The sequence below is a fragment of the Streptomyces sp. NPDC001634 genome (genome assembly GCF_040298185.1).
Lineage (GTDB): Bacteria > Actinomycetota > Actinomycetes > Streptomycetales > Streptomycetaceae > Streptomyces.
On the sequence record NZ_JBEOZU010000100.1, the window covers coordinates 7,308 to 30,512 of the forward strand.

The 23,205-nt window shown below is 68.0% G+C and carries 25 protein-coding genes and 5 pseudogenes; 15 read left to right on the top strand and 15 right to left on the bottom strand.

Features of this window, described 5'->3' with window-relative positions; all coding sequences use genetic code 11:
• Positions 1–171 precede the first annotated feature (171 nt).
• Positions 172–693 (bottom strand): PadR family transcriptional regulator, encoded by a 522-nt coding sequence (locus ABT186_RS40460; protein ID WP_351231394.1) that lies wholly within the window; start codon positions 691–693, stop codon positions 172–174.
• 128 nt (positions 694–821) lie between these two features.
• On the opposite strand from ABT186_RS40460, the gene ABT186_RS40465 reads away from it, so the two are divergent.
• Both ABT186_RS40465 and ABT186_RS40470 read left to right on the top strand, forming a co-directional pair.
• A complete protein-coding gene (locus ABT186_RS40465; protein WP_351929338.1) occupies positions 822–1,373 on the top strand; it encodes a hypothetical protein in 552 nt (183 codons plus the stop codon).
• Positions 1,374–1,405: 32 nt separating this feature from the next.
• Positions 1,406–2,314, top strand: coding sequence for a TMEM175 family protein (locus ABT186_RS40470; protein ID WP_351929340.1), 909 nt, complete (start codon positions 1,406–1,408; stop codon positions 2,312–2,314).
• Between the two features lie 34 nt (positions 2,315–2,348).
• Here the strand turns inward: ABT186_RS40470 and ABT186_RS48170 are convergent.
• Positions 2,349–2,915 (bottom strand): annotated as a pseudogene (locus tag ABT186_RS48170) (transposase); the annotation flags it as partial.
• Between the two features lie 62 nt (positions 2,916–2,977).
• Positions 2,978–3,370: a zinc ribbon domain-containing protein gene (locus ABT186_RS40485; protein WP_351929366.1), complete on the bottom strand. Its 393-nt coding sequence runs from the start codon at positions 3,368–3,370 to the stop codon at positions 2,978–2,980.
• Between ABT186_RS40485 and ABT186_RS40490 the strand changes: the two genes are divergently transcribed.
• The 5 genes and pseudogenes from ABT186_RS40490 (at position 3,287) to istB (ending at position 6,237) form a co-directional block, all read left to right on the top strand.
• On the top strand, positions 3,287–3,613 hold the full coding sequence (locus ABT186_RS40490; protein WP_351231386.1) for a hypothetical protein: 327 nt from the start codon (positions 3,287–3,289) through the stop codon (positions 3,611–3,613). The genes ABT186_RS40485 and ABT186_RS40490 overlap by 84 nt on opposite strands.
• 58 nt (positions 3,614–3,671) lie before the next feature.
• Entirely contained in the window at positions 3,672–4,166 is a 495-nt protein-coding gene (locus ABT186_RS40495) for a MarR family winged helix-turn-helix transcriptional regulator (RefSeq protein ID WP_351929342.1), read from the top strand.
• A gap of 240 nt (positions 4,167–4,406) precedes the next feature.
• Positions 4,407–4,727, top strand: coding sequence for a transposase (locus ABT186_RS40500; protein ID WP_351929344.1), 321 nt, complete (start codon positions 4,407–4,409; stop codon positions 4,725–4,727).
• Positions 4,669–5,478, top strand: a complete 810-nt coding sequence (locus ABT186_RS40505) for a Mu transposase domain-containing protein (RefSeq protein WP_502973484.1) — start codon at positions 4,669–4,671, stop codon at positions 5,476–5,478. Before ABT186_RS40500 ends, ABT186_RS40505 begins: the two co-directional genes overlap by 59 nt.
• Positions 5,475–6,237: pseudogene (gene istB / locus ABT186_RS40510) on the top strand (IS21-like element helper ATPase IstB). The gene ABT186_RS40505 and the pseudogene istB overlap by 4 nt, the downstream one beginning before the upstream one ends.
• Positions 6,238–6,452: 215 nt before the next feature.
• Here the strand turns inward: istB and ABT186_RS40515 are convergent.
• From ABT186_RS40515 to ABT186_RS40525, 3 genes are all read right to left on the bottom strand, one after another.
• Positions 6,453–7,085 carry a hypothetical protein gene (locus ABT186_RS40515; RefSeq protein ID WP_351929346.1) on the bottom strand — a complete coding sequence of 211 codons (633 nt, stop codon included), beginning with the start codon at positions 7,083–7,085 and terminating at the stop codon, positions 6,453–6,455.
• A gap of 405 nt (positions 7,086–7,490) precedes the next feature.
• A complete protein-coding gene (locus ABT186_RS40520) occupies positions 7,491–7,691 on the bottom strand; it encodes a hypothetical protein (protein ID WP_351231380.1) in 201 nt (66 codons plus the stop codon).
• 1,247 nt (positions 7,692–8,938) lie between these two features.
• The gene (locus tag ABT186_RS40525; RefSeq protein ID WP_351231378.1) at positions 8,939–9,370 is read right to left on the bottom strand and encodes a nuclear transport factor 2 family protein; all 432 of its coding nucleotides are present in this window, start codon (positions 9,368–9,370) and stop codon (positions 8,939–8,941) included.
• 97 nt (positions 9,371–9,467) lie between these two features.
• On the opposite strand from ABT186_RS40525, the gene ABT186_RS40530 reads away from it, so the two are divergent.
• Both ABT186_RS40530 and ABT186_RS40535 read left to right on the top strand, forming a co-directional pair.
• Entirely contained in the window at positions 9,468–10,037 is a 570-nt protein-coding gene (locus ABT186_RS40530; protein WP_351929348.1) for a PadR family transcriptional regulator, read from the top strand.
• Positions 10,024–10,500 carry a hypothetical protein gene (locus ABT186_RS40535; RefSeq protein WP_502973485.1) on the top strand — a complete coding sequence of 159 codons (477 nt, stop codon included), beginning with the start codon at positions 10,024–10,026 and terminating at the stop codon, positions 10,498–10,500. Before ABT186_RS40530 ends, ABT186_RS40535 begins: the two co-directional genes overlap by 14 nt.
• A 399-nt stretch (positions 10,501–10,899) precedes the next feature.
• On the opposite strand, the gene ABT186_RS40540 is transcribed toward ABT186_RS40535, so the two are convergent.
• The 3 genes and pseudogenes from ABT186_RS40540 to ABT186_RS40550 all read right to left on the bottom strand — a co-directional run bounded on the left by ABT186_RS40540 (position 10,900) and on the right by ABT186_RS40550 (position 13,806).
• A complete protein-coding gene (locus ABT186_RS40540; RefSeq protein ID WP_351929350.1) occupies positions 10,900–11,463 on the bottom strand; it encodes an FtsX-like permease family protein in 564 nt (187 codons plus the stop codon).
• A gap of 334 nt (positions 11,464–11,797) precedes the next feature.
• Positions 11,798–12,451: pseudogene (locus tag ABT186_RS40545) on the bottom strand (ABC transporter ATP-binding protein); the annotation flags it as partial.
• A gap of 176 nt (positions 12,452–12,627) precedes the next feature.
• The gene (locus ABT186_RS40550; RefSeq protein WP_351929352.1) at positions 12,628–13,806 is read right to left on the bottom strand and encodes an NAD(P)/FAD-dependent oxidoreductase; all 1,179 of its coding nucleotides are present in this window, start codon (positions 13,804–13,806) and stop codon (positions 12,628–12,630) included.
• 219 nt (positions 13,807–14,025) lie between these two features.
• On the opposite strand from ABT186_RS40550, the gene ABT186_RS40555 reads away from it, so the two are divergent.
• A complete protein-coding gene (locus tag ABT186_RS40555) occupies positions 14,026–14,199 on the top strand; it encodes a hypothetical protein (RefSeq protein ID WP_502973486.1) in 174 nt (57 codons plus the stop codon).
• Between the two features lie 177 nt (positions 14,200–14,376).
• Here ABT186_RS40555 and ABT186_RS40560 read toward each other — a convergent pair whose 3' ends face one another.
• Positions 14,377–15,195: a dienelactone hydrolase family protein gene (locus ABT186_RS40560; protein WP_351929354.1), complete on the bottom strand. Its 819-nt coding sequence runs from the start codon at positions 15,193–15,195 to the stop codon at positions 14,377–14,379.
• 94 nt (positions 15,196–15,289) lie between these two features.
• On the opposite strand from ABT186_RS40560, the gene ABT186_RS40565 reads away from it, so the two are divergent.
• Entirely contained in the window at positions 15,290–16,309 is a 1,020-nt protein-coding gene (locus ABT186_RS40565) for a GlxA family transcriptional regulator (RefSeq protein WP_351929356.1), read from the top strand.
• A 352-nt stretch (positions 16,310–16,661) separates the two neighbouring features.
• Positions 16,662–16,960, top strand: a pseudogene (locus ABT186_RS48175) (IS701 family transposase); the annotation flags it as partial.
• A 214-nt stretch (positions 16,961–17,174) separates the two neighbouring features.
• On the opposite strand, the gene ABT186_RS40575 reads toward ABT186_RS48175, so the two are convergent.
• Both ABT186_RS40575 and ABT186_RS40580 read right to left on the bottom strand, forming a co-directional pair.
• On the bottom strand, positions 17,175–17,999 hold the full coding sequence (locus ABT186_RS40575) for an MBL fold metallo-hydrolase (protein WP_351231368.1): 825 nt from the start codon (positions 17,997–17,999) through the stop codon (positions 17,175–17,177).
• Positions 18,000–18,110: 111 nt separating this feature from the next.
• Positions 18,111–19,181: a GlxA family transcriptional regulator gene (locus tag ABT186_RS40580; protein WP_351929358.1), complete on the bottom strand. Its 1,071-nt coding sequence runs from the start codon at positions 19,179–19,181 to the stop codon at positions 18,111–18,113.
• Between the two features lie 283 nt (positions 19,182–19,464).
• Between ABT186_RS40580 and ABT186_RS40585 the strand changes: the two genes are divergently transcribed.
• Positions 19,465–20,943, top strand: coding sequence for a protein kinase domain-containing protein (locus tag ABT186_RS40585; RefSeq protein WP_351929360.1), 1,479 nt, complete (start codon positions 19,465–19,467; stop codon positions 20,941–20,943).
• On the opposite strand, the gene ABT186_RS40590 is transcribed toward ABT186_RS40585, so the two are convergent.
• Positions 20,930–21,265 carry an MmyB family transcriptional regulator gene (locus tag ABT186_RS40590; protein ID WP_351929368.1) on the bottom strand — a complete coding sequence of 112 codons (336 nt, stop codon included), beginning with the start codon at positions 21,263–21,265 and terminating at the stop codon, positions 20,930–20,932. The two genes, ABT186_RS40585 and ABT186_RS40590, sit on opposite strands and share 14 nt — an antisense overlap.
• A gap of 154 nt (positions 21,266–21,419) precedes the next feature.
• Here ABT186_RS40590 and ABT186_RS40595 point away from each other — a divergent pair, with 154 nt between their 5' ends.
• Both ABT186_RS40595 and ABT186_RS40600 read left to right on the top strand, forming a co-directional pair.
• Positions 21,420–21,629 carry an SDR family oxidoreductase gene (locus ABT186_RS40595; RefSeq protein WP_351231362.1) on the top strand — a complete coding sequence of 70 codons (210 nt, stop codon included), beginning with the start codon at positions 21,420–21,422 and terminating at the stop codon, positions 21,627–21,629.
• Positions 21,630–21,688: 59 nt separating this feature from the next.
• Positions 21,689–21,772, top strand: a pseudogene (locus ABT186_RS40600) (IS5/IS1182 family transposase); the annotation flags it as partial.
• A gap of 51 nt (positions 21,773–21,823) precedes the next feature.
• Here ABT186_RS40600 and ABT186_RS40605 read toward each other — a convergent pair.
• Positions 21,824–22,615 carry an alpha/beta fold hydrolase gene (locus tag ABT186_RS40605; RefSeq protein ID WP_351929362.1) on the bottom strand — a complete coding sequence of 264 codons (792 nt, stop codon included), beginning with the start codon at positions 22,613–22,615 and terminating at the stop codon, positions 21,824–21,826.
• A gap of 153 nt (positions 22,616–22,768) precedes the next feature.
• Positions 22,769–23,205, bottom strand: a 437-nt coding sequence (locus tag ABT186_RS40610; protein ID WP_351929364.1) for a hypothetical protein, incomplete at its 5' end; no start/stop codon positions are given.

The following is a 23,205-nucleotide window of genomic DNA, read 5'->3' on the forward strand; positions in this document are numbered from 1 at the left end:
CTGGCTTTGCGCCCCGAGACATTCCCCCCCGGGGGGTGTCAGCCGCCCCCGGGCCGGGTGCGCCCTCCCCCCGCGGCCTCGACCGGCATCTGTGTGCGCGGCTGCTCGATGCCGTGCAGAGCAGGACCGGCACGGTGTACGCCGACTGCCTCAAGGAACAAGGGGCCGACGTTACAGGTGCTCGGTGAGCTGTTCGGCGGCCCAGTGGGCCCATTGCTCGGCGGTCTCGGAGCCGCGAAGGCCGTATTCGAGGATGAGCCAGCCGCAGACTTGGACGGGGTCGCCGATCCATTCGGCGTTGTCGCGGATGGCTTCCAGCGCGGCGAGACGGTCGCGGTTCTGGCGGGCGAATTTGTCGAGGTACGCCGTTCCTTCGTCGCGGGTGAGGGTCCACAGGAAGAAGACGCGGAGCAGGGCGGCGCTTCGGAAAGCGAGGTCGAGGTCGGGCTCAGTGAGCCAGCGTCGCAGTTCCGCGCGTCCGGCGTCGGTGATGCCGTATTCGCGGCGTTGGCGTGCGCCGGTCCCGGTGACCTCGATCAGACCGTTCTCGCTGAGCTTGGCCAACTCGCCGTAGACCTGGCTCTTCTGGGCGGGCCACACGATGGCCAGACCTGTCTCGAACCGCTTGAGCAGGTCGTATCCGCTGGCGGGCTTCTCGGCGAGGAGCCCGAGGAGGGCGTGGGGCAGGCTCATGGCCTCACCCTACAGTTCCGGAATTCACCCGTCACAGCTGGACGGAGCATGGTTGACCGGTCATACTTGGACCGTCCAACATTGGACTCGAGACGCGCATGCCAGAACGCACATGGAGGAGGCCACCGGTGAACTACGTCCGCGGATTCGCGCCCTGGCTGTGTTACGCGGCCCTGACCCCGGTCGACTGGCGACTGGGTACATGCGCCGCCGCCCTGGCCGCCCTGTGCCTGCTCATCGGGCAGCTCCGTGCCCGTAGTGTCGACCTACTGGGCACGGGTACCTGCGGGTTCTTCGTGGCCATGGCCGGGGTCGCGTTAGCGGATCCGGCCTCGGGGCTGCAGCACTGGATCTGCGCCCTCGCGAACGGCACCTTGGCAGCCACAGCCCTGACCTCCATCGCCGTACGCCGCCCCTTCACCTCATCCTTCGCCCGCGCCCAGGTTCCCCCCGAGTTCTGGAACGCCCCCCGGTTCATCAGGGTCAACATGGTCCTCACCAGCATCTGGGCAGCCGCGTTCACCATCGCCGCGCTTGCCTGCGCCGCCATCGTCCATTACGCCCACGCTGCGGCCCTGCCCCTCATCACCGTCCAGATCCTGGGGTTTGTCATCCCGTTCGTCTCCTCGGGCCGGTACGCCGAGCAAGCCAAGGCCGCCTCAGGGCGAGCCATGGCATAACCACTCACACCGGGACGGCGCGCACCAGAACGATGCCGCTGCCTGCTCTCCAGGCGTCCCTGACCCCGTGGGACCCGCTCACCGTCTGCCCCGGCAGCGGTCAACCGCGCCGTCTTCCGCTCGGCTCAGCCCGTGCTGTCCGCACCTGCGGCAGCGGCAACAACAGCCCGTGGGAGTCAGGCTTCACGCGCCCACCGAGTCGAAATGACATCGACAGATCAGTTTTGACAAGTCACTCCATGACCGTTCAATTTGGCAAAAGGAAGCAACAGATGGCCGAGACTACTGTGCAAAGCGCCGCCGGGACGCATGAACAAGCCGACGAGACCGAGCCGGTGAGTCCGGAGCGGTTGATCTACTTCTCGGACGCAGTGGTAGCCATCGCCATCACGCTACTGGCCCTTGAGTTGCCGGTCCCTGCCGGAAACGTCCACGGCAACAGCGGTGTGCTGCATTTCCTGCGCGAGCACCTGACGGAGTACGTCGCGTTCCTGGTCAGCTTCACGGCCATCGCCATGCACTGGATGATCCATCAACGCCTCTTCCGGTACGCGACCGGACTCGCGGGCGGCGTCATCCGATGGAACTTGCTGTGGCTGCTCATGATCGTCATCACACCGTTCACGACAAAGCTGCTGACCAGCGAAGCCGACGCATTTCAGGTCCAGTTCATCGTGTACGCGGCCAATCAGGTCCTGACGGGCCTGTTCTTCAGACTGGCCTTCTCAGACCTGAAAAGGTCCAAGCTGCTGCGCGCCCACACCCCGCCCGAGGTTGTCGCGGACACCCTGGCATGGGTGACCGCGATGATCGTGACATTCGCAATGTCGATACCAGTCGCGCTGGTCACCCACTGGGCGTCCCTGTGCTGGACGCTGCTTCCGGTGACACGGATCAGCCTGCGGTTCATCAAGCGGAGAGCCGCAGACGCCGCCGTATGAGCGGCACCGTGCGGGCCCCTTCGTCCCCAACAGGTCATCTCCTTCGGCAAGTCGGCGGTAGCAGGTGAGGGTGCAGGCGATGCTGGTGAAGGCCAGGAAGTGGCTGGCTTTGCGCTCGTGGCGTCGGTGCTGACGTTGGCCGCCGACGAGCCACGCCATGGTCCGTTCGATGGTCAGCGGTGCCGGCGAAGTCTCCGGCTGGAGTCCGTGCCCTTGCGGGCGTTGCGGGGATCGGGCAGGTGTGGAGCGACTCAAGGACCTTCTCGGCGGTCTGGCCGCCGCCGGCGCAGCTGGTGGCGGTGTAGATCGAGCGGACCTGCTGGCAGACGTGCCAGGTGACCTCGACCTCGCCGTTCGGGTCGCCGCGCGGGAGCCGCTTGTCCAGTCGTGCGCGTTGCCGGTCGGTGATGCTCAATACCGGTGAGCAGGGTCCGCCGGATCCGATAGAGCGGGTCGTCCTTGTGCCCACGACGTCCGTGCGTGGCCTGCTGGACACGGCGTCGGTGCGTCGGACGTCGTCGAGTGCGTTGCCCGTGAGCTTGACGACGTGGAAGGCATCGAGCACCGCGACCGAGTCGGGCAGCTCGTCACCGATCGCGTTGCGATACCACGGAACGGGTCCAACGCGGCGTGTTCGACCGACACGTTGACGTGCTCCCTGGCCTAAAGTCCAGGGATTCCGGCCTGGGTCGTCTGACCCTTCCGGGGGCTTCCTGCTTCAACGCGCTGTGCGGGCACGTGTGTCCGTCTTACCGGCGCTCCACAGGCGTTTAGCGTCTCCACCCGTCCGGTGACGACGATTCGGCGTCCTTCGAAGAGGACGTTGCGTGCTGCGTTGTGGTCACGGTCGTGCACGGTGGCGCACTCACCACATGTCCGCTCCCGGACGTGCAGGGGCTTGGGTCCGTCCCTAAATCCGCAGGCCGAACAGACCTGAGAGGACGGGAAAGCACGGTCCACCTTGGCGAAGGTGTGGGCAACCCCGCCCTGACCGTCTACGACAACCCGCGCGCCTTCCTGATGTGCGTCTACAACCGGGACCGGGCCCTGTGTCACCGTCTGGACGTCACCGACGCCCCGCGGCTGGACCGGTGCCAGCCGTCGTGCGCGAACTTCCCGCGCACCGACCAGCACGCCGACCAACTCCGCCAGGATGCACAGGTGCTGGAGAAGCAGGCCGCCTCCGGGGCCATGCCCGATCCCCTCGCCGACCGGCTCGCCCGACGCGCCGGGCACCTGCGGGCGCTGGCCGACCGGCACGAACACGACCGCATCCACCTTCAGGAGCCGACCTCATGAGCCAAGCCCCAGACGAGCGCGAGCGGATCCGTGCCGCGATGGACCGCAGGGTCCCCGCATGGAGGAGACCCGCTGGCTGAACGCCGAAGAGCAGCACGCCTGGCGCGCCTACTGCAATGCCAGCGCCCTTCTGGAAGACACCCTCGATCAGCAGCTGAGAAGCACGATGGGCGTCCCCCAGCTGTACTACGCGGTGATGGTCCGCCTCTCCGAGTCCCCCGGCAGGCGCCTACGCATGACGGACATCGCCGAACAGCTGAAGATCTCCCGCAGCCGGCTCACCCACATGGTCCGCCGACTGGAGGAGGAGGGCTGGGTGCGCCGCGAGGACTGCCCGACCGACAAGCGCAGCCAGTTCGCCGTCCTGACGGACGAGGGCGTGACCGCCCTGGAACGGACCGCACCCGGCCACGTCAGCACCGTCCGCGCTGCGGTCTTCGACCACCTCACCGCCGAGCAGACCCGCTGCTTCGCCGAAATCTGCGAAACCATCCTCGGTGCCCTCACCGACCCACACGGCCCCGCCACCACCGGACTGCCCTGGCGTCGCTGACACACGGGAGAACCCCGCCCGACCACTGACCGGTGCCGCAGTGAAAGACAAATCTCGCAAAGGGTGCGCCCCTCAGCCAGCGCCCTGGTTCACCTGAACCGCTCCGCGATCGGTGGAGTGGTCTGCCCTGGGTCTGATGGAGTCGGGTGCTGGACAATTGACCATCCAGCAGCCTTCGGAGGCCGTGATGCCCCGCAGCTATCCGCCTGAATTCCGCCGCAAGGTTCTCGATGTCGTCGCATGCGAAGGAAGGTCGCCGAGGTCGCCCGGCTCCTCGGCATCAGCGACCAGACGATTTATGTCTGGCGTCGCCAGCACCTCATCGATACGGGGCAGTTGCCGGGCACGAACAGCAGCGACCTGTCCGAGCTCGCTGCGGCCCGCAAGCGTATCGCCGAGCTGGAGGCCGAGTTGGCCGTTCACCGGCGGGCTGCCGAACTGCGGAATCCACGTCGTAAGGCCGTCGCTGCTGCTCAGCCCACGTGCCTTCGGCGGGGTGCCGATGACGATCGTCTACAACCGCACCAAGACGGTTGTCCGTCGCCACGTCGCTCCTGGTGAGGCGGTTCCGCTGCATCCTGAAGCGGTTGCCTTCGCCGGGCACTACGACTTCGACATCGACGTCCTGGCCGCCTACCGCCCGACCGGGAAAGGACAGGTCGAGCGCCAAGTCCTGATCGTCCGCGATCATGTTCTGGCGGGCCCGGCGTTCTCCTCCGCCGAGGAAATGGACGCCGCGTTCACCGCCCGGGTGCCGATGCGGCGGGCGAAGCTCCACGGCACCCACGGCGAGGTCATCGGGCATCGCGCCGTCCGTAACCACATGACCCTTCGGCCGCTGCCGCAGACACTGCATGTGGTCGCCCAGCGGCCTCTGCGGCACGTCGGCAAGGACTGCCTGGCCGCCTTCGACGCGAACCTCTACTTGGTGCCGGCCCGCAAGGTCCGTGCCCGTCAGCTCGTCGAGATCCCGGCCACAAAGTCGCAGATCAGCCTGCACTCCACCATCGTCGGCGCCAATGGCGAGACCCTCCTGGCCGTCCATCCGCGGGCTGTTGGCCGCGGCGCCCGCGTCGTCGACGTCAGGCGCTGGGACGGACTGCCCAAGGGCGACAACCGGCGCGTCACCACCGGCGACGATGGCCCAGCCCCGCCACCAAGACGCCTTGGGCGAAGAGGCCGGACCGCTCAAGGCCCTGCTGAACCGGTCCGCCAGCCGCATCGAGGACAGCCGACGCCGTTGTCGGTCTATGAGGAGCTGACCGGCACCCGCCCCTTCACCCCCAATTCGACGACGAGGGAAGCCCGTTGAGCCAGCTGGTCACCGCCCGCATCCGCAGCACGGCCGCCAAGCTCGGCCTGCCCCATCTGGCCGAGAGCGTGAAACAGTACGCCGAGCGGGCCGAGGACGGCAAGCTCGGGTACCTCGACTTCCTTGACCTGGTCCTGGCCGGAGAGCTTGCGGTCCGCGATGACCGAAGTTTCCGGCAGGGCCTGCGACTGTCGAGGCTGCCGCACCACAAGACACTGGACGACTACGACTTCTCTTTCCAGCCCGAACTCGACCCGCGCAAGGTCAAGGACCTGGCCACTCTCTCATTCGTCGAGGCGAAGGCCAACGCAGCTGTTCTGGGCCCGCGCGGAGTAGGCAAGACACACCTCGCCGTCGCCCTGGCCGTCGCAGCCTGCCGGGCCGGATTCTCGATCTACTTCACCACGCTCGACGACATGGTCCGCCACCTGAGGACCGCCGAAGCCGCGGGTCGGCTGACCAGCAAGCTCCGTTCCTACCTGCGGCCCAGCGTTCTCGTCGTCGACGAGGTCGGCTACCAGCCCCTCGGATGCGCTGAGGCGAACCTGGTCTTGCAGGTGATCTCCAAGCGTTACGAGAAGGGCTCGATCATCCTGACCTCGAATAATACCTTCAGCGAAATGAGGCCAGGTCTTCGGCGACGAAGTCCTCGCCACCGCGATCCTCAACCGCCTCCTGCACCACTGCGACGTCATCGCGATCAACGACCCCAACTACCGGCTGAAGTACCGCCTCGCCGCCATCGAGCGCGAGACCTAAGTGGCCTGAGAGCTGAGCACGTTTATCTGTACTTGGCTGAGCACTTCAACAAGTACGCGGACACGTACTGGCTCGGCGAACTCGCCGAGACCATCGACGACCGCGACGATCCAGCTGAACGCGGATGGTTCACCGGCAGGTTGGAGAACCTGGTGCGGGCGAGACGCGCCCACCATTGGACGGCCAATAGCTGCGAGGGAAACCGCAGGCGGCCCTCAGTGACCGGCCGGTGGCTCGAAACAACCCGTCTCCGGGTAGGGGCCGTTCGTTGACACCTGGTAGTTGGTCTTCTGCACGAATGCGGTGACGCAGGCGTCGTCATGGACACGAAGGCCCACCTGCGCGCCCTCGGGCCTGACTTCCCGCCCGTTCTCGAAACGCGAGTCCATCGGCTCGACCCGCAGTGTCCCGCCGAGCAGATTCCCCTTGGCGTCGAAACGCTCCTCCCGGTAACCGAGCTTGAGCATCGCAACGCGGACCGACTTCGGGTCCCACGTCCTCTGCTGCCAGAGTCGCTTGAGTACCGGCTCGATGCGGTCGGCCTCCCGACGGGCGTCCTTGGCGCTCGCGGCAGACATGTCGCCCGAGATCCGGAAGCCGTTGTTCTCGCGGTAGTGCGGAGCGCCGTCACCGGCCCCCGGCTCCACGTAGGGAGACCCCACGGAGGGGCTCGGGGCGGTTCTGGTCCCATTGGTCGTGGTCCCGCCGGTCGCCCCCGTCGACGCCCGTTCCGTGCCGCAGGCACTGAGCGACAACGTCACGAGGACGACCAGGCCCGCCGTCAGGGCACCCCTGCCGCGCTGCCCGGCCCCGCACTGTCCGGTCGCCCTGAACCCACCCGTTCCCATGAATCCCTCCCGCACCTCTGCATCCCCCGTTTCACGGGCAAGCTCACGATAGAAGCCACCCCTTGCCCCGTCCTGAGTATCCGTACTCACCTCCGCGCCCGAGAGGCCATTCCAGCAGCAGGTAGCCGAGCTGGTGACGCACCACGGGTACCGTGTGGATCGCCATCAGCTACGAGGGGCAAGTGCCGCGGACTTGCACGAGCCCCGGCGCTGTTCAAGCGCCCGTAGGCACGTTGTTCACATGACGTGCCCGCTCACGGTCTGCCGACCCGAGCGACTGCAGGGGGTGTTTGCGCCTGGCTGGTTCAGTCGGCGAATGACGGTTGCGGTGTTGGAGGGCCGGACGTGCATTGGGCCCCATCCATGCTTGCCGCGCCCGTGTTTGTACTCGCTGGGCCGGGCGGGTCAGGACAATATTTGGGCGAGGGCGGTGGTGAGGGTGGCTGCAAGGGTGAGAACGGCGGCGAACACCGTGGCGGCGCGCATGAGGGCTGCGGGGTAGGTCGCACCGTCGAGGCGGGCCAGTTTGCCCGCGCCCGCGGCGGCGAACAGCGAAATGAGGATCACGACAGCGGCGGCCAACAGGACCAGGGCGAGTCGGGTCACGGCGGACTCCTTGCGTGTCGGAGGGCGTTGGCGTGACCGAGAGTCGCGACAACGACGTTCGCCGGGGTGCGGCCGGACGATGCTGAGCAGCGGCGAACACGACCGCGGCCTGAGGGGAAGCGCGTGGACGAAGCAGAACTCGCCCGGCTGCGGGGGCACCTGACGGACAACCTGGCCATATCCAGGCTCACGAGAACACAGCGCGCTGACCCCGGAGACGGTAATGGTGGCCGGGGCGCGGGGGACGATTCGCCGCATGGGTTCCGCACGACTTGGAGGTCCACCCCGCTGATACGGCCACCGACTCGAGCCGTGCCGATGCCGCCGCCCGGCGGATGCGGTCAGGCTATGTGCTGCGCGACCACAACAGGCTCCTGGCCGAGGCCGTGCGTGATGCGGTCCGAGGCCGCAGCCCCATGCTGGTCTTGGTCGGCACGTCCTCCACCGGCAAGACGAGGTCGTGCCGGCATACTGTGCAGCCGCTCGCCGAGATGGGCTGGCAGCCGTGGCATCCGTTCGACCCCACCCGGGCCCGGGCTGCGGCCCGAGTACGCCCGCCAGTACGCCGCCCTGCCCACACCCGGCATTCGGGACCTGCACAGCCGGACACGGGAACTGCACTCCCACATCCCCTTGGAAGCAACTCCCCTTTCCGCCACGAAGGCGGCGCGGACAGCGCCGCCACGCTTTGATCAAAACAGCGGGCACAGCGGAATGTTCACCGGGCCACTGGAGGAGGGACCCAACGCCGATCCGCTGATGGTGACGGTCGTGGATCACGCCCGGCACACCCGGCGGCCTCGTCTCCGCCTGCACGACCTGACATCGGAGTAGCCACCGTGTTGGCGCTCTCCGAAAACGCCTCTGCCCGCAGTTCCGTGAAGCACACGGCTGAACACGCCTCGCACGCTTCCGGCAGTCCGGGCACCGGCCCGGCCGACCCGTGGACACCGCCTCTGCCACCAGGACGTCGGAGGAGTCGCTGACGCGCTCCACTCGCACTTCGATCCCGGGAACGGCACAGCCTCGACCGTCTTGCTCGCCATGGCAGAAAACACTCTGCCGAAACGATCCCGCGTTCCCGCCCGTGACCTGGGGATTCACGGAACTGCGGACAGAGCCCCCATAATCGTCAGAGCTGCCCACCGGCCCGACATTTGCGCATCGGACGACCGGGGAAGGCGGCGGCTTCCAAGAGTCGGTTGAGGCCTCTCTCGGGGTCCTGCGGCGACGGGCAGGGTGCGCGTCTACTGACCGGAGCGCGCCGGCGCGAGGCCGTCCGCGACCAAGCCGGCAAGGACCGCTTCACCGAGAGCGTGGACGGCCGACTGGGGGCGGACCATGACGGTGAACTCCTTGATCCGGCCGTCGTCGTCGAAGTGCAGCAGGTCTATTCCGTGGATCTCCTTGCCGCCCACCTGGGCACGAAAGAGCAGCACCGCCGACTGGGTGGACGTGCCGTCGGTGCTGGTCTGCGCGGTGCCGGTGTAGTGGCCGATGTAACGGAAGTCCTTGAACGTGCGCAGAAGGACCCCGAAGAGGCCCAGCACCATCGGCTTGCCCTCGAAGGGAGTGAACTTGACGGGGCTGTAGAAGCGAATGTCCTCGGTGAACAGGTCGTCCAGGGCCGTGAGGTCCCGGTTGTCGACGGCGGCACGGAAACGGTCGGCAGCGGTCACTACGCACTCACCTTCCCATCATCATGGATGTGATTAGTCATTTTCATGACTATCATGGGTGCGCGGCCGGCGACAGAGGCATGAAGGAGGCGATCCAGTGGCGCTACGGCACGCCGTTCTGGCGGCGCTGCTCGACGGGGAACTCAGCGGATACCAGCTGACCAAGGCGTTCGACCTCGGCGTGGCGAACTTCTGGCACGCCCAGCCGCAGCAGCTCTACGCCGAGCTGACCCGCCTGGAGAAGGACGGGCTCATCGCGGGCCGGGCGGTGGTTCAGGAGACTCGCCCCACCAAGCGCCTGTTCCACGTGACCGATGCCGGTCTGGCCGAGCTGGAGGAGTTCACGGCCGCATCCGCGAAGCCCTCCTTCATCCGTGACGACCTGCTCGTCAAGATCCAGGCCGCCGACCACGTAGACACCGAGGCCCTGATCGCTCAGCTCACCGAGCGTGCGGCCTTCGCCCAGGCCAAGATCGGCCTTTTCGGCAAGGTGCTCCGCACTATGCGCGGTGACCGTACGGAGGAGGAGTTCCTGCTCCACGGCCATCGCATCGGCCCTTACCTGACGTGCCTGCGTGGCCTGGCCTTTGAACAGGGCAACCGCGACTGGTGCGAGCACACGATCACGGTCCTGCGCGACAGACAGCAGACCCATGCCCGGCACTGACACGGCGTACAGCCGCTACGTCGCGCTGGGCGACAGCCAGACCGAGGGCCTGGGCGACGGCGACGAGGCGACCGGTCTGCGCGGCTTCGCCGACCGCCTCGCCCACGACAACCCCGACCACCTCCACGCCGGCCCTCTCGACCACCAGCGCATCGCCGCGGCCGTCGCCGACACCCTCAACCTCCGCAGCGCCGACAACACCTGGCCCCCTACCCTCGCCCGGTACACCCCCGCCCACCGGTTGGCGCGCCGTCACCGACGCACTCCGATGAACCGCCGCCTCCCTCGGCCCCTGGCTCACCCGGCGCCTCCGCAGCCGTTCCTCCGGTCACGGTCACACCGCCAGGCGCCCTCACTTGGCCCCAGTGCATGCCCTTCCGGCTTGAGATGGCCCCGGCGTCCGGTCCCAGCGGGCCCTGTCTGGATGAGTGGTCTTGGGCTGGGCTGGCGCCCGCCGGGGTGACCATGAGAGATTGCCGCGTATGGCGACTTGAAGAGCGCAGGCCGGGCGGAAGCGCTGGCTAAAGGTCGGGAGCTGGGACACGGTCAGGGACGGTGACCGACGAAACTGCGCCGCGTGCGGCACGGCCGTGCGCTCGTACGAGGGAGGCATTGGTACCCGGCCGGGCGGGTCAGTGCAAGCCCAGCTTGGACAGGGCGGTGGTCCAGTCGCCGGCGATCGCCTGCCGGGCGGCGCGGAGAGTGACCTGGCTGGAGCAGGCCGTGTGATGCTTCGTCTTCACTGGGTCCTTCTTGTTGTTGATCCGGGCACCCGGACTTGTGGCCCAGGTCAGCGGGATGTGGAAGTGTCGGGGGGTTCCGGAGTCGGGAATAGGCCATTCCGCCAGTTTGGTCACCTCTGTCAGGCAGCCTCTGCCTGGAGGATCTCCGCCAGGGACCGGCGCGCGCCGACCCGTGCCGGGAAGATGGTCAGTGCTGGGATGAGTACGACTGTGCCGAGGAGTACGGCGGCCAACCACAAGGGGTTGGGGAGCGTTACGCTTCCGCCGTGTCGCACCGCGGTGAAGAGCAGCATCCCGCCCGGGAGTCCGAGCAGGGTGCCGAGGAGCACGGAGATCGCTTGCGCTGCGACCAGGGCTGAGGTCAACTGCCGGGGGCTCGCGCCAAGTGCCCGTACCACCGCTGAGGAGCGCCGGGCATCGAGCATGGTGGCCCAGACGATGAAGATCGCGTTGATCGAGGCGAGGGTGCCGATCATCACCGTGATCACGAGCATCGTCTGATCCAGCCGGTCGGCCACGGGATTGCTGAGGGCGTCCGGGCCCGCGAACGGCTGTGAGTTGATGCGCTGATGCGCGTTCAGCACGGCGACAATGCCGCTGACGGTGATGGCGGCACTCGCCGCTCCCAGCGCGACACGGCGCGGCCGACGAGCCGCCAGGCGCAGGCCCAGCAGCAACGGCACCGGGAGCCAGGATGAGAGCGCGATGAGCCAGGCTCGGCGCTTCGGAGCCCGTGTGGCGTTCGCCAGGGCCCGGACGGTGCTGGTCCGGGCGGCCCGAACGGCGGGGACGAATGTCGCGCTGATCGAGGAGGACGCCGTCGCGCATCGTGATCATTTGGTCGGCGGTCGCTGCGATCCGCGAGTCGTGGGTGACGATCACGAGGGTCTGCCCCGCTTCGTGGAGGTCGTCGAACAGGCGGAGGACGTCGAGCGTCGCCTCGCTGTCCAGGTTGCCGGTGGGCTCGTCGGCCAGGACCAGCAGCGGTTCGTTCATCAGGGCCCTGGCCACCGCGACGCGTTGGCGCTGGCCGCCGGACAGCGCGGACGGCACGTGGGAGGCCCGGTCGGTGAGCCCCACCTGCTCCAGCAGGCCGAGTGCACGCTTGCGCGCCGCGCGGGGCGAGCGCCCGGCCAGCAGCGCGGGCAGTTCCACATTCTCCACCGCGGTCAGCTCGTCCATCAGCTGGAAGGCCTGGAAGACGAACCCGATGGTATCGCGCCGGAACCGGGACAGTGCCCGTTCGCCCATGGTGTCGATGCGCTCGCCGGCGATCGTGATCCTGCCTTCGTCGGGTCGGTCCAGCCCGCCGAGCAGGTGGAGGAGCGTGGACTTCCCGCATCCGCTGGGGCCGGTGATGGCCAGGGTCTCCCCCGTGGCGACATCGAGGTCGAATGCGTCGAGCGCCCGTACCTTCCCGTCCCCCGAGCCGGGCCGGATGCATGCTCGTCCCGCCCACCGGTCAGGGCCCGATGCCTGCCCGTCCCGCCCACCGCCTTCGCCTTCATCGGCCCTCGTTCGGGAAGGCAGTTGAGGCCTTCTGGAACTGGCGCGGGGTATTCGCCGTGGTCCTCCCGCAGGCCGGGGCCGTCGATCGTCCCGCCCTTCGTCGCACGGGCGAGGTAGCCGCTGTAGGTGCGGCGCTTCCGCTTCTGCCGGGCAGAGCGTCAAGCAGGTCCTGGATGAGCTGGTCGATCGCCCAGCGGGTGACGATGGTGTAGTGCCGGGTGGTGGCCATGACGTGGAAGACGTCGGCCTGCTCCAGCGGCGGTGATCAGGGCGCCTCCTACGAACGCTACGGCAGAAAGCCGAAGATCCACTGTCATAGGCGTCCGTCAGCCGCGCACCTAGGCTGTCTGTTCATCGGTGGCCGGCACCTCGCCACGCTTGGCCTGCAGCAACTGCCGGCGCTTGTCATCTTTGGCCCAGCTGTGCGAGCCGGGCTTGCGTCTCTCGTCCACCAGTTGCTTGACGGTGTGCTTGCAAACGAACTCCTTGAGCTTCGCGCCAGGGCGGCCGCCGAGGTAGAACCTCTTCGCGGTGTCATCCTTGTAGGCGAACTGGAAGATGCCTGCGCGACGGCCCAGGCTGATGCACTGGCCGATGAACCCAAGGTTGATGGGCGCGGGTTGCTCACCCGCGATCCGGCTGAGCACCGTGTCGGCGGCATGCGCGCCCAGAGGAACCGCTGCCTGGCAGCTCATCCGGAACGGCAGGTCCGACGGTGCCGCCGAATCACCGGCCGCGACGATGCACACGTCGTCCACGCTCGTCAACGTCTCGTCCGTGAGCAGACGGCCCAAGGCGTCGGTGCTCAGCCCACTGCGGTCGGCCAGGTCCGGCACGCCGAATCCGGCGGTCCAGATGGTCACCTTGCTCGGCAGCTTGCGGCCGCCACTGAGCTGCACGACATCGCGAGTCACGGCCGTCGCTTTCGCGTCGGGGCCTTCGAGCACGGTCACACCGAGTTCGGCCAGCCGCTCGGCAACCGAGCGTCGACCCCGAGGGTGAAGGTAGGGGCCGAGCGCCTCGCCGCAGACCAGGGTCACGGCGTGGCCCTTCTCCGCCAGTTCGGCGGCGGTCTCGATGCCGGTCGGACCGGCTCCGACAACCGTCATCGCGGCCGTTGCAGGCGCAGCGTCGACGATCGGCCGCAACCGCTCCGCCTCCTCCAGACTGGCAATCGGGTAGGCGAACTCGGCCGCTCCCCGCACGCGCGGGTCGGCGCTGCCACTGCCCACTGCGTAGACGAGGTAGTCGTAGTCGACCGTGCCCCCGGTGGCCAACGTCACGCTGCGCTCGGACGCGTCAATCCGTGTCACTGTGTCGACCACCAGCCGGATGCCGTCGCCCAGGACTTGTGTGTAGTCGACGAGCGCGTCGTGGGATCCGCCCACCAGTTGGTGCAGGCGGATTCGCTCGACGAAGACCGGGCGCGGGTTGATCAGAGTCACTGTCAGGTCGTCGCGCTGCGTCAGGCGATTGGCCGCCATGACGCCGGCGTATCCGCCGCCGATCACGACCACATTGGTGCTCTCAGTCGTGGTGTCTCCGCAAGTTGTCACGCGGCCCAGGAGGGCCGGATGTTGGTGGCTTGCCTGCTGTGGCTCAGAGAAGTCGCCCTCCCGCCCTCCGGGGCGCCCGCTGCCGCTTGAGATGGGCGCGCCCTGTGCAGTCGCTGTCTACCGATGACAGCGGGGTGTTCCTCGCGCCGATGGCACGATGTGCGGAACGAGGAGGAGCGAGTGGGCAAGCGACAGGCCCGGGCCGGGCCGGGCTGGGCTGGTGTCGACGCCGGCATGGGCCACCTGGCGGCGGTGGTCGACGAGATTGGTGTGACCCTCTGGTCTCAGAAGACCGACAAGCACGAGTCGGCGATCCTGACGGGCGCTCGGCGAGATCCCGGACTTGGCCGATGAGGTCCACTGGGCGGTAGACATCCGCTGATGGTCAGCAGTGCGGCATCGGTGTGGGAGAAGACCAGGTCGGCCATCTCGGCGGGGACATCGGTGCAGTGCGTGGGTGACTGCGGCCGACGCATGGCCTGCGGGCTTGTCAGGCCGGCCCAGGCGGGGTGTTCCGGCGAGGCTCGCGGGTCATCTTCTGAGCTGCTCCGTGAGGAAGGCGATGATCTCATCACGGGCACGTACCGTCGGATGACCCTGTTCGTCCACGAGATGTGCCGTGACGACGCTGTGGGCGCACCCGACGACGTCGCGGAAGAAGGGCGGAGGGTTCGTGTTCGCCACGTCGGCGGGAAGCACACGGCCGTCGAACGCCTCGCCGAGGAGAGCTTGGTAGGCCGCGAACCGCCGGCCCGTGCACCACCTGTCGTTGTCGAAGCGGTAGGCGAGTACCTTCAATCCGTCTCGTTCGATGCGTTCGGCGAGGGCAGCTGCGTCTTCGTCTGCGATCTCCAGCCCTCCGGGGTCGTCGAGCGGCAGCGACGGATGATTGACGACCGGGGCGATGACGGCCGGTTCGAGCGCCATGGTCAGCGCGAAGTTGCCGGTGAAGCACAGTCCGACCGCGCCGACGCCCGGCCCACCGCACTCCGCATGCGCAATACGCGCAAGTCCGCGCAGCCATGCCACGACAGGGCTGGTGCCGCCCCCGGCGAACGCACGGAACTCGGCACTGACGCATGCGCGCCGGACGACGGCCTCGCCTGCCTCGGTGGTGGGGTAGGCGCCGTCGACGCCGAAGAGCGAGGGCAGATACACGGAGAAGCCGGCATCGCGTACCCAGCGTGCCAACCGCGCGACGTCGGGGCTGATGCCCGGCATCTCGGGCATCAGGATCACGCCGGGTCCTGACCCGGTCACGTACACGGTCTTGCTGACGTCATCGACGCTGACGGCTCTCCGGGAGAAGTCGTCCAAGGGGTCGTCGCGCCGTGCTCGCATCGTTGTCATGATCAAGAGTGTGGTGAGACACTGCTCCCATGAGAAGCGGCGACATCGCCATTGAGTGCGGTGATATCGCCACCCACGGGGAGCCGGAGGAACCATGAAACCGCTGCGCCTGGGTGTGCTCGCGTATCCCGGCTGCTTCGCCTCGGAGGTGTTCGGGATCCCCGACCTGCTGGCCATGGCCGATCACATCGCGGCGGCGCAGGGGTCGGACCGACCTCCGTACGAGGTGTCCGTCGTCTCGCCCCGGCGGCGGGTGGTCGCGTCGGGCGGCTCGGCCATCGAGGTCTCGGCGTTGCGCCCCGTCGACGTCCTGATCGTGCCGGGTTTCGAGCTTTCGCCCAGGCTCGAACTCGACAGCATGCTTGCGAACCTGAGGCCCGAAGTGGCGTCGATCCGGTCGCAGGCCGCCTCCGGTATCGCTGTCGTGTCGATCTGTGTCGGCGCCTTCCTCGTCGCTGAGGCCGGCCTGCTCGACGGGCGCGAGGCGACGACGTCATGGCTGTTCGCGGATCAGTTCGCCCGTCGATACGCCAACGTGAAGGTGCGCCCCGAACACCTGGTGGTCACCGATCGAGGTGTGACGACGACCGCCGCCTTCAGCGCCATGTACGACTTCGCACTCCAGTTGATCCGTGAGCACGACGGCTCCCGCGTCGCCCGCAGCACCGCACGCATCGCGCTCGTCGACGACGCACGCTCCGCCCAGACTCCCTACGTCGACCTGGAGTTGATGCCCGCCGTCGGCCATGAGTTCTCACTCGGTGTGAAGCGGTGGCTCGACCAGAATCTCGGGGCTCGCTACGAACTGTCCGCCCTCGCCGATGCGTTTCACGTGAGCACGCGTACCATGCTCCGCCGCTTCGGTCAGCAGACCGGTCAGACCCCGCTCGCCTACTTGCAATCGGCTCGGGTCCGCCGGGCTCGTCATCTGTTGGAGACCACCGACAGAACCATCGCGCACATCGCCGCCGACCTCGGGTACGCGGACACAAGCACCTTCAGCGCCATCTTCGCCCGGCACACGGGCCAGCGGCCGCGGGACTACCGCGCCACGTTCCGCCGGACGCAAGGCGCGCCTACTGGGCGGAGGGCCTGCGGCGTATCCCCGACCTGAGCTTCGAGGTACTTGGCAGCTACGTCGCCGTGAACTGCCTGGTCATCAACTACCGCAGGACACCATCCCGGCCGGAGTCCGCTGAGCTTGGGGGGAACCCTCGTTGGGCGGGCGGGCGTTGGACGATTTCCGGGTCGATGTCGAGACGTGCGGCATGCGCTTGAAGGTGCCGGCGGTAGCCGCCATCGACCCACGCCTTGCGCGGGTGGGCTGCGCGGCGGCAACCCGGTCGACGAGCTCGGTGCGGGGCAACCGGGGCCAGCACGCTGGCGGCGGTCACTCGTACCGCGAGCAGGAAGCACTTCCGGCCGCGCGCTTCTCATCCTCTGGCGGCCACATGCTCTCCCAGCTCGAGATCGCCTACTACTTCGCCTACGCGCCGCTCGGCACCGACGTCGAGCACCTGGTCCCCATCGCCGGGACCCGCTGGGCCATCGAGGAAGCCTTCCAGGCCGCGAAGAACGACTGGGGCCTGGACCAGTACGAGGTCTGCCGCTACACCGCTGGATGCGGCACGTCACGCCGGTTATGTCGGCGCCCGCCTGCCCGGCGGTCATGGCCTCCGACGCCACCGCAAAGGGGGATGCAGATACGGTTCCTGCCTGGCGCCAGTCACCGTGGCAGAGGTTCGGCGGCTCCTGGCAACTGGCCACCCACCAACCCACCAACCAGGAACTCTCATCAGCCGCTGATCAACGCACGCGCGCTGAGATGGTCGCACCGGCGCAGACGACGCCAAGCCGTCGCCCGCCACTGCCACTACCAGCGGCGGCGGCGCACGTTCGAGGGGCGGTCCGGGGAAGACTGTTCTGACGGTCCATCAGCACGCCACATTCGCCCAAACCGTCCCTGAACAGGGAAAACATCAAAGTGCTGCTGCAGTACTGGCGGTCAGCGTGGGCCAGGCCAGCGGATGCGGCGTGCCTGGGACGAGCCATTGCAGCCGCTCGGCGAGGCCGGCGTCCGCGAAGGCGGTTGATATCGCCTCGGGCCGCTCGGCGAAATGCTCCCAGGAGTCGTAGTGGATCGGAACGACGCTGTGCGCATCGAGGGATCGGGCCAAAGCCACCGCCTCCTCGCTGTTCATCGAGAATCGCGTGTCGCCACCCAATTCAAAATGGGCGTCCCCGAGATGGAGGAAGGCCGTACCGATCCTGAACCGCCGACCGATCTCGTCGAGGGCGTCGTGGTAGACGGTATCGCCGGAAATGTAGATCGCGGCCTGCGCATCGGGGGCTTCCAGCACGAACCCCACGGTGTCTCCCATGATCGGCTCGACGCCTTCCGGCCCGTGCCGTGAAGGAGTGGCGGTGACCTTGAGTCGGGTGGCACCTTGCGTGACTTCGTGGCTCTGCCACGGTGCCAGCCCGACCGCGTTGCCGCCCAGTCGGGACGCACCAGAGACCGTGGTGATCACCGTGGTAGCGGTGGGGAGCAAGGCACGGCCGGCAAGATCGAGGTTGTCCTCGTGCTCGTCGTGGCTGAGCAGGATGAGATCGATCGCGGGCAGCTGGTCGGCTGTGAGTGCCGGACCTGCGGTGCTGCGCAGCTTGTACGTACCACCGAGCACGGGCACCCCGCCGATGTACTCGCTGCCGGCAGGGTCGAGCACGGGGTCGGTCAGGATCGTCAGCTCCCCGATAGTGAGCAAGACGGTCGCTGTTCCGACATAGGTCGTGGTGATCTCCATGATGTGGTGCTCCCGAGTGTTTTTGCGGTGTGGGTTCGCCCGTCGGTTGCGGGCATGGCGAAGCTGACCTACGGGTGGTCGAGTGGTGGTGGGGGGTCTGTGTGGCAGTTGTCAGAGGTACGGACCGCGGCCGGTCGTCCCCACGTGCTTGGCCGCTTCGCCGGCGATTTGGGCCGAGGAGGGTGTGGGTCCGGCAGCGCGTGTGCGGAAACGACACCGGTACTCGGCCGGTGTGGTCCCCAGCTGGCGGTGGAAGGCTCGGTGCAGTGTCTCCACCGAGCCGATACCGCAGGCGGCGGCGACGTCGTCGAGGGCTCGGTCCGTCTCCTCAAGCAACCGGCGGGCGACTTCGATTCGGGCGGCCTCCACGTAGGCGGTAGGGGTGCGACCGTACTCGGCCCGGAATACGCGGGAGAAATGCCGGACGCTGAGGTTAACTCGGTCGGCAAGGACGTCCAGGGACAAATCCTCGCGAATGTTGTCGGCGATCCAGGTGCGCAGCTCCCCGATCTTGTCGCGTGAGGGTTCCTGCAGCGACAGCGGTACGCTGAACTGGCTCTGCCCACCGGGCCGCTTGAGGTACATCACGAGCAACCGCGCGACCTGCAGCGCGACCTTGTCACCGTGGTCCTCGGCGACCAATGCGAGTGCCAGATCCATCCCGGCGCAGCCTCCGGCGCACGTCCACACCCGGCCTTCCCTGATGAAAATCGGATCGGGGTCGACATCAATGCGCGGGTGGTCGGCGGCGAGCCGGGGCGCCGTGTACCAGTGGGTGGCCACGGTGAGTCCGTCCAGCAGCCCGGCTGCAGCGAGGATGTGGGCGCCTGCGCATACGGCCGCGATTCGCCGCGCCCGGGGTGCCGTTTCGGCGACCCAGTCGACCAGGGCAGGGTCGACGACCGGTTCCAGTCCTGCGGTCCCGAACTCGATGGCGCCCGGCACCACCAGTGTGTCCGCTCCCCGCCCCGCCTCGGCGCGGTCAACGTCGGCGACCAGCTGCACACCACTGGCGGTACGCACCGACCCCGGCCGCTCCGCCGCGAGCTGTATCTCGTAGCCGCGTGCACCGGATCTTTCGACAAGCTGGGAGGCAACGGAGAAGACCTCGACCGGTCCGGTCACGTCGAGCAACTCGACGCCGGCGAAGAGGGTCACCACGATCCTGCGGGGCGCGTGCATGACGCCATCGTCGGCGCTCAGGCGCGTGTCTACAAGGACGGGGTTCTGGCACTTTCGGCCATCGACAGGAGCGCGGTGGGACGCGGAGGCTGGACGACCGCACAGAGAGCCAACAGGAGCATCGCTTGCGCCGTTGGCCGCGTGCCCTGGCACGCTGTGATCAGCCGGGCACCGCCTCTGCTGTGCCCGCGCGCCTGCTCCTCGGGTCGGCGGTGGTGACGCTCGGCCCGTCGGGGTCGCGCCGTTAAGCTTCGTCGAGGTTTTGATGCACGGGGAGGCGCAGGTGGGGCGGGACTTGGTCCTGGGCGACCGGTATGAGCTGGTCGAGAGGCTCGGGCAGGGCGGCATGGGAACGGTCCATCGTGGGGTGGACCGGCGGCTGCGCCGCACCGTCGCGGTGAAGCTGCTCTCCTCGGCGCTGGCCCACGATCCGCAGTCCCGAGCCCGCTTCCGGCGCGAGGCACACGCGGCCGCCGCGCTGAACCACCCAGCCGTGGCCACCATCCACGACGTCGGTGAGGAGCCGGACCCGGACGGCCCACAGCCCTATCTGGTCATGGAGTACGTGCAGGGCACCACCCTTGCCGAGGCCCTGAGCGGCGGCCCCCTGCCCGTCGCCGATGCGATCAACACGGCATGCGCGGTGCTGGACGCGCTACAGCACAGCCACGAGCGCGGAATCGTACACAGGGACATCAAGCCCTCGAACATCATGCTCACCGGACCCGACACCGTGAAGGTCCTCGACTTCGGTATTGCCAAGGCGTTCACCGAGGCCGCAACGCGCATCACCGGCAGCGGTGCGGCCGTAGGTACCCCCGCTTACCTTTCACCCGAGCAGATCAACGGGGCGGAGATCGACCACAGGGCCGATCTGTACGCGATGGGTTGTCTGCTCCACGAACTGCTGACCGGACAGCCACCGTTCCGTGGCACCTCGCCGTTCGCCATCATGCATCAGCACCTGTTCGCCGAACCGGAACCGGTCTCCCGGCTCCGACCGCAGATACCGCCGGCGGTGGAGGCAGTGATCCTGCGCGCCCTGCGCAAGGACCCGGCGGAACGGTTCGCCGAGGCAGGCCAGATGCGCGCGGCCCTCACCGACGCCCTGAGACAGACCTCCATGCCGACGGCCCAGGCCACCGCACCCTTCGCCCCGGAAGCGCGGTCCGGTGCTCGTACCACGCTCCGGGACAGGTTCCAGATCTCGTTGCGCCCCTCCGTCGACGGCGCCTTGGCCCTGCTCGGATGCATGCTGTCGCTGCTGTGCGCACGTGGCCAACTGGTGGACACGGCCCACTTCGGCTGGGCCGCCATCGCAGCCGGGCTGCTCGGCCTGGTGACGCTGCCGTGGTCGAGGCGCCTGGCGTGCGCGGTGGGCTGGGGGCCGGTAGCCGAGGCCATAGCGGTCAACTCCGAACTGCGGAGGGCCAACGACGGGTGGGACAGCTCGTACGTCGGCGTCGCTGCCCTGCTGGCCCTGGCCGCCGCCTGCTGCCTCATCAGCGCGGCACGCAGCCCAGAGCGTGGCGCCGGCGCACTGATCGCCTTCTGGTTCAGTGCCACCGCATCGAACTGGTACCTCCTCGACGACCTGCACAAGCTCTTCGTCTTCTACCTGCTCCTGTCGCTCGTGACCATTGCCACCATGGCATGGGAGACCGCCGCACTCGTGCGGCGCCGGACCAGCCCGAGGCGGGCGGCGCCTGAACGGCCGTCCGTCCAAGTGGCGCCGCCCGGCCGTAGGATCACGACCCGGTGACGCGAAACCTCGGCCGACGGACGGCTCGTCCGGCCCCGAGGGTTGTCGCAGCTCGCAGCCTTTCGGCGGCGTTCGATGAGGGCGAGCGCCCTTCAGTACCCGAGGCGGTCCAACTGCTCAGCAGAGTCAGCGCCTGAGCGGTTCCGAAGCCGGGTTCGACGTTGTAGACGCACAAGGTCTGTTCCGCGTCGCCCGGTACCGGCAACGACTCGTAGGAGAACTGCAGGTCCCCTACGAGGGGGTGGTGGTAGTGCTTGCTGCCGTGGGTGCGGCGCAGCACGCGGTGGTCGTTCCAGCAGGTGGAGAACTCCGGTGAGCGCAGGGTGAGTTCGCCGACGAGGTCGGCGAGCCGGCGGTCGTGGGGGGACGGCCGGCTTCAACACCTCGTCGATCGCGGCGCAGAACATCTACCCGAACTTCGCCGTCTACACCGCCACCAAGGCGTGCGGGTCGAACTGGGCCCGAAGAATGTGCGCGTGGCGGCGATCGAGCCGGGCGTCGTCGGCACCGAGCTGCAGAGCCACGTCACCGACGAGGGCGCCCTGGCCTGGCTCACCGGTGCCAAGGAGACCATCGCGTGGCTTGCGCCGCAGGACGTCGCCGAGACCATCGGATTCCTGGCTGCGCTGCCGCCGCGGGTGAACCTCCAGCAGGTCACCATCACGCCCACCAGCCAGACCAGCTGAGCGCGATGGCTCCCGAGCGGGCGCCGCGTTCTGAGACCGCGCTCAGAAGCCCGCGGGGCCGCGGCTGCCGCTTGAAGGGCGACGGCGTCCGCCACGCCATGCTCGGCATCGCCCGCGTGCACAACCTCACCATCGCCGCATGACGGGGAAAGAGGCTGGTCGCAACCACTTCCTAGATCATCACGGAACGGCCCTCACCCGGCATTGTCTGCGGCGGTGTGTTCGAGGATTGCGGGGACGATCGTCGCCCAGTCGGCTCGCCCGACACCGTGGCCGGCGTCCACCAGGGCCAACAGCCTTCCCTCGGAGATCTGTTCCACGAGTGCCTCACCGTGCCGGAGCGGGAACATCGGATCGGCGGTCCCGTGGATCACCAGCGTGGGCACGGCGATGGAGGACAGGGGCGCTTGTGAGCGCCCGCCGTCCGGAAGTGAGTCGTGGTTGCGGGCCGCGGTGAAATCGTGCGCGCGCTCGACGTCGCGACGGACAAGTCTGCGGGCGGCGGCCTCATCGAACGGGCGCCGACCCCCCGCGAGCACGCGCGCGTAGGCGACCTGATAATCGATCACCGAGTCGGCATCCGACCAATCGACGCGCCCGGCCGCGACAAACCGCGTGAACTCCTCGGTCGGCGGAGGAAGCTCGCGGTCGCCGGGCACAGCGGAGGACGTGCTGATCAGAACGAGTGAGAGGACGCAACCGGCGTGGTCGAGCGCGAGCAGCTGCGCGAGTGCCCCTCCGGCCGAGACACCCACGACATGCGCGGCTGGGATCTCATAGGCGTCGAGCACGCGGGCGGCGTCACCGACCAGGTCCGCGCCGGTGTATCCGGGACGGCCCGGCTCGTAGGTGACCGATCGGCCGGTGTCGCGGTGGTCGTAACGGATCACGAAGCGCCCGCCCTCGGCGAGCATCCGGCAAAAGGCCTCCTCCCACCAGAGCATCGAAGCCCCGGTGCCCATGATCAGCAGGATGGGCGGATCCAACGGGTCACCGAAGGACTCGGTGCACAGCTCGATGCCATACGCCTCAATAACGCGCTCGGCCATCGGTGCTTCTCCTCTCCTGTCCCATAGTGCCTATGTGCCGAGGCATCGGTCAGGCGGAAGCCCCCGCCGAAGAGTCCGTGGGTGGGGTGATCAAGGAACCGGCAAGCCATGCTCCTGATGCCATCCCGGCCGCCACCGGGTGAGCCACTCGGCGAAGTCCTCTCGCACGAACCGCGGATCCACCGGCTTCAGCCGAACCTGCGGCCGTTCGTCAGCCCACCAGACCTCGAACTCCGACTCAGTGCCTTCCGCCGGCCACCGATCGGTGGCCCTCGGCAGCAGGACCGCGTCGACGAAGCCGCCTACAGCGAGGCCAATGTCCACGAACACGCCGATCGTGCCCGGACGCGGTACCCCGACCACCGTTCCGAAGAAGCGCTGCCCGAAGTGCAGCCGACGACGCGTCTCCTCCCACTCCTTTGTGTTCACCACTAGCCTCGCGCTTTCACACGGCGGGGCGTCCAGTGGGTGATCAGAAACGCGAAGAGTGCTCCTGACCTGCAACGATGGGACTTGTCTAGGGTCCA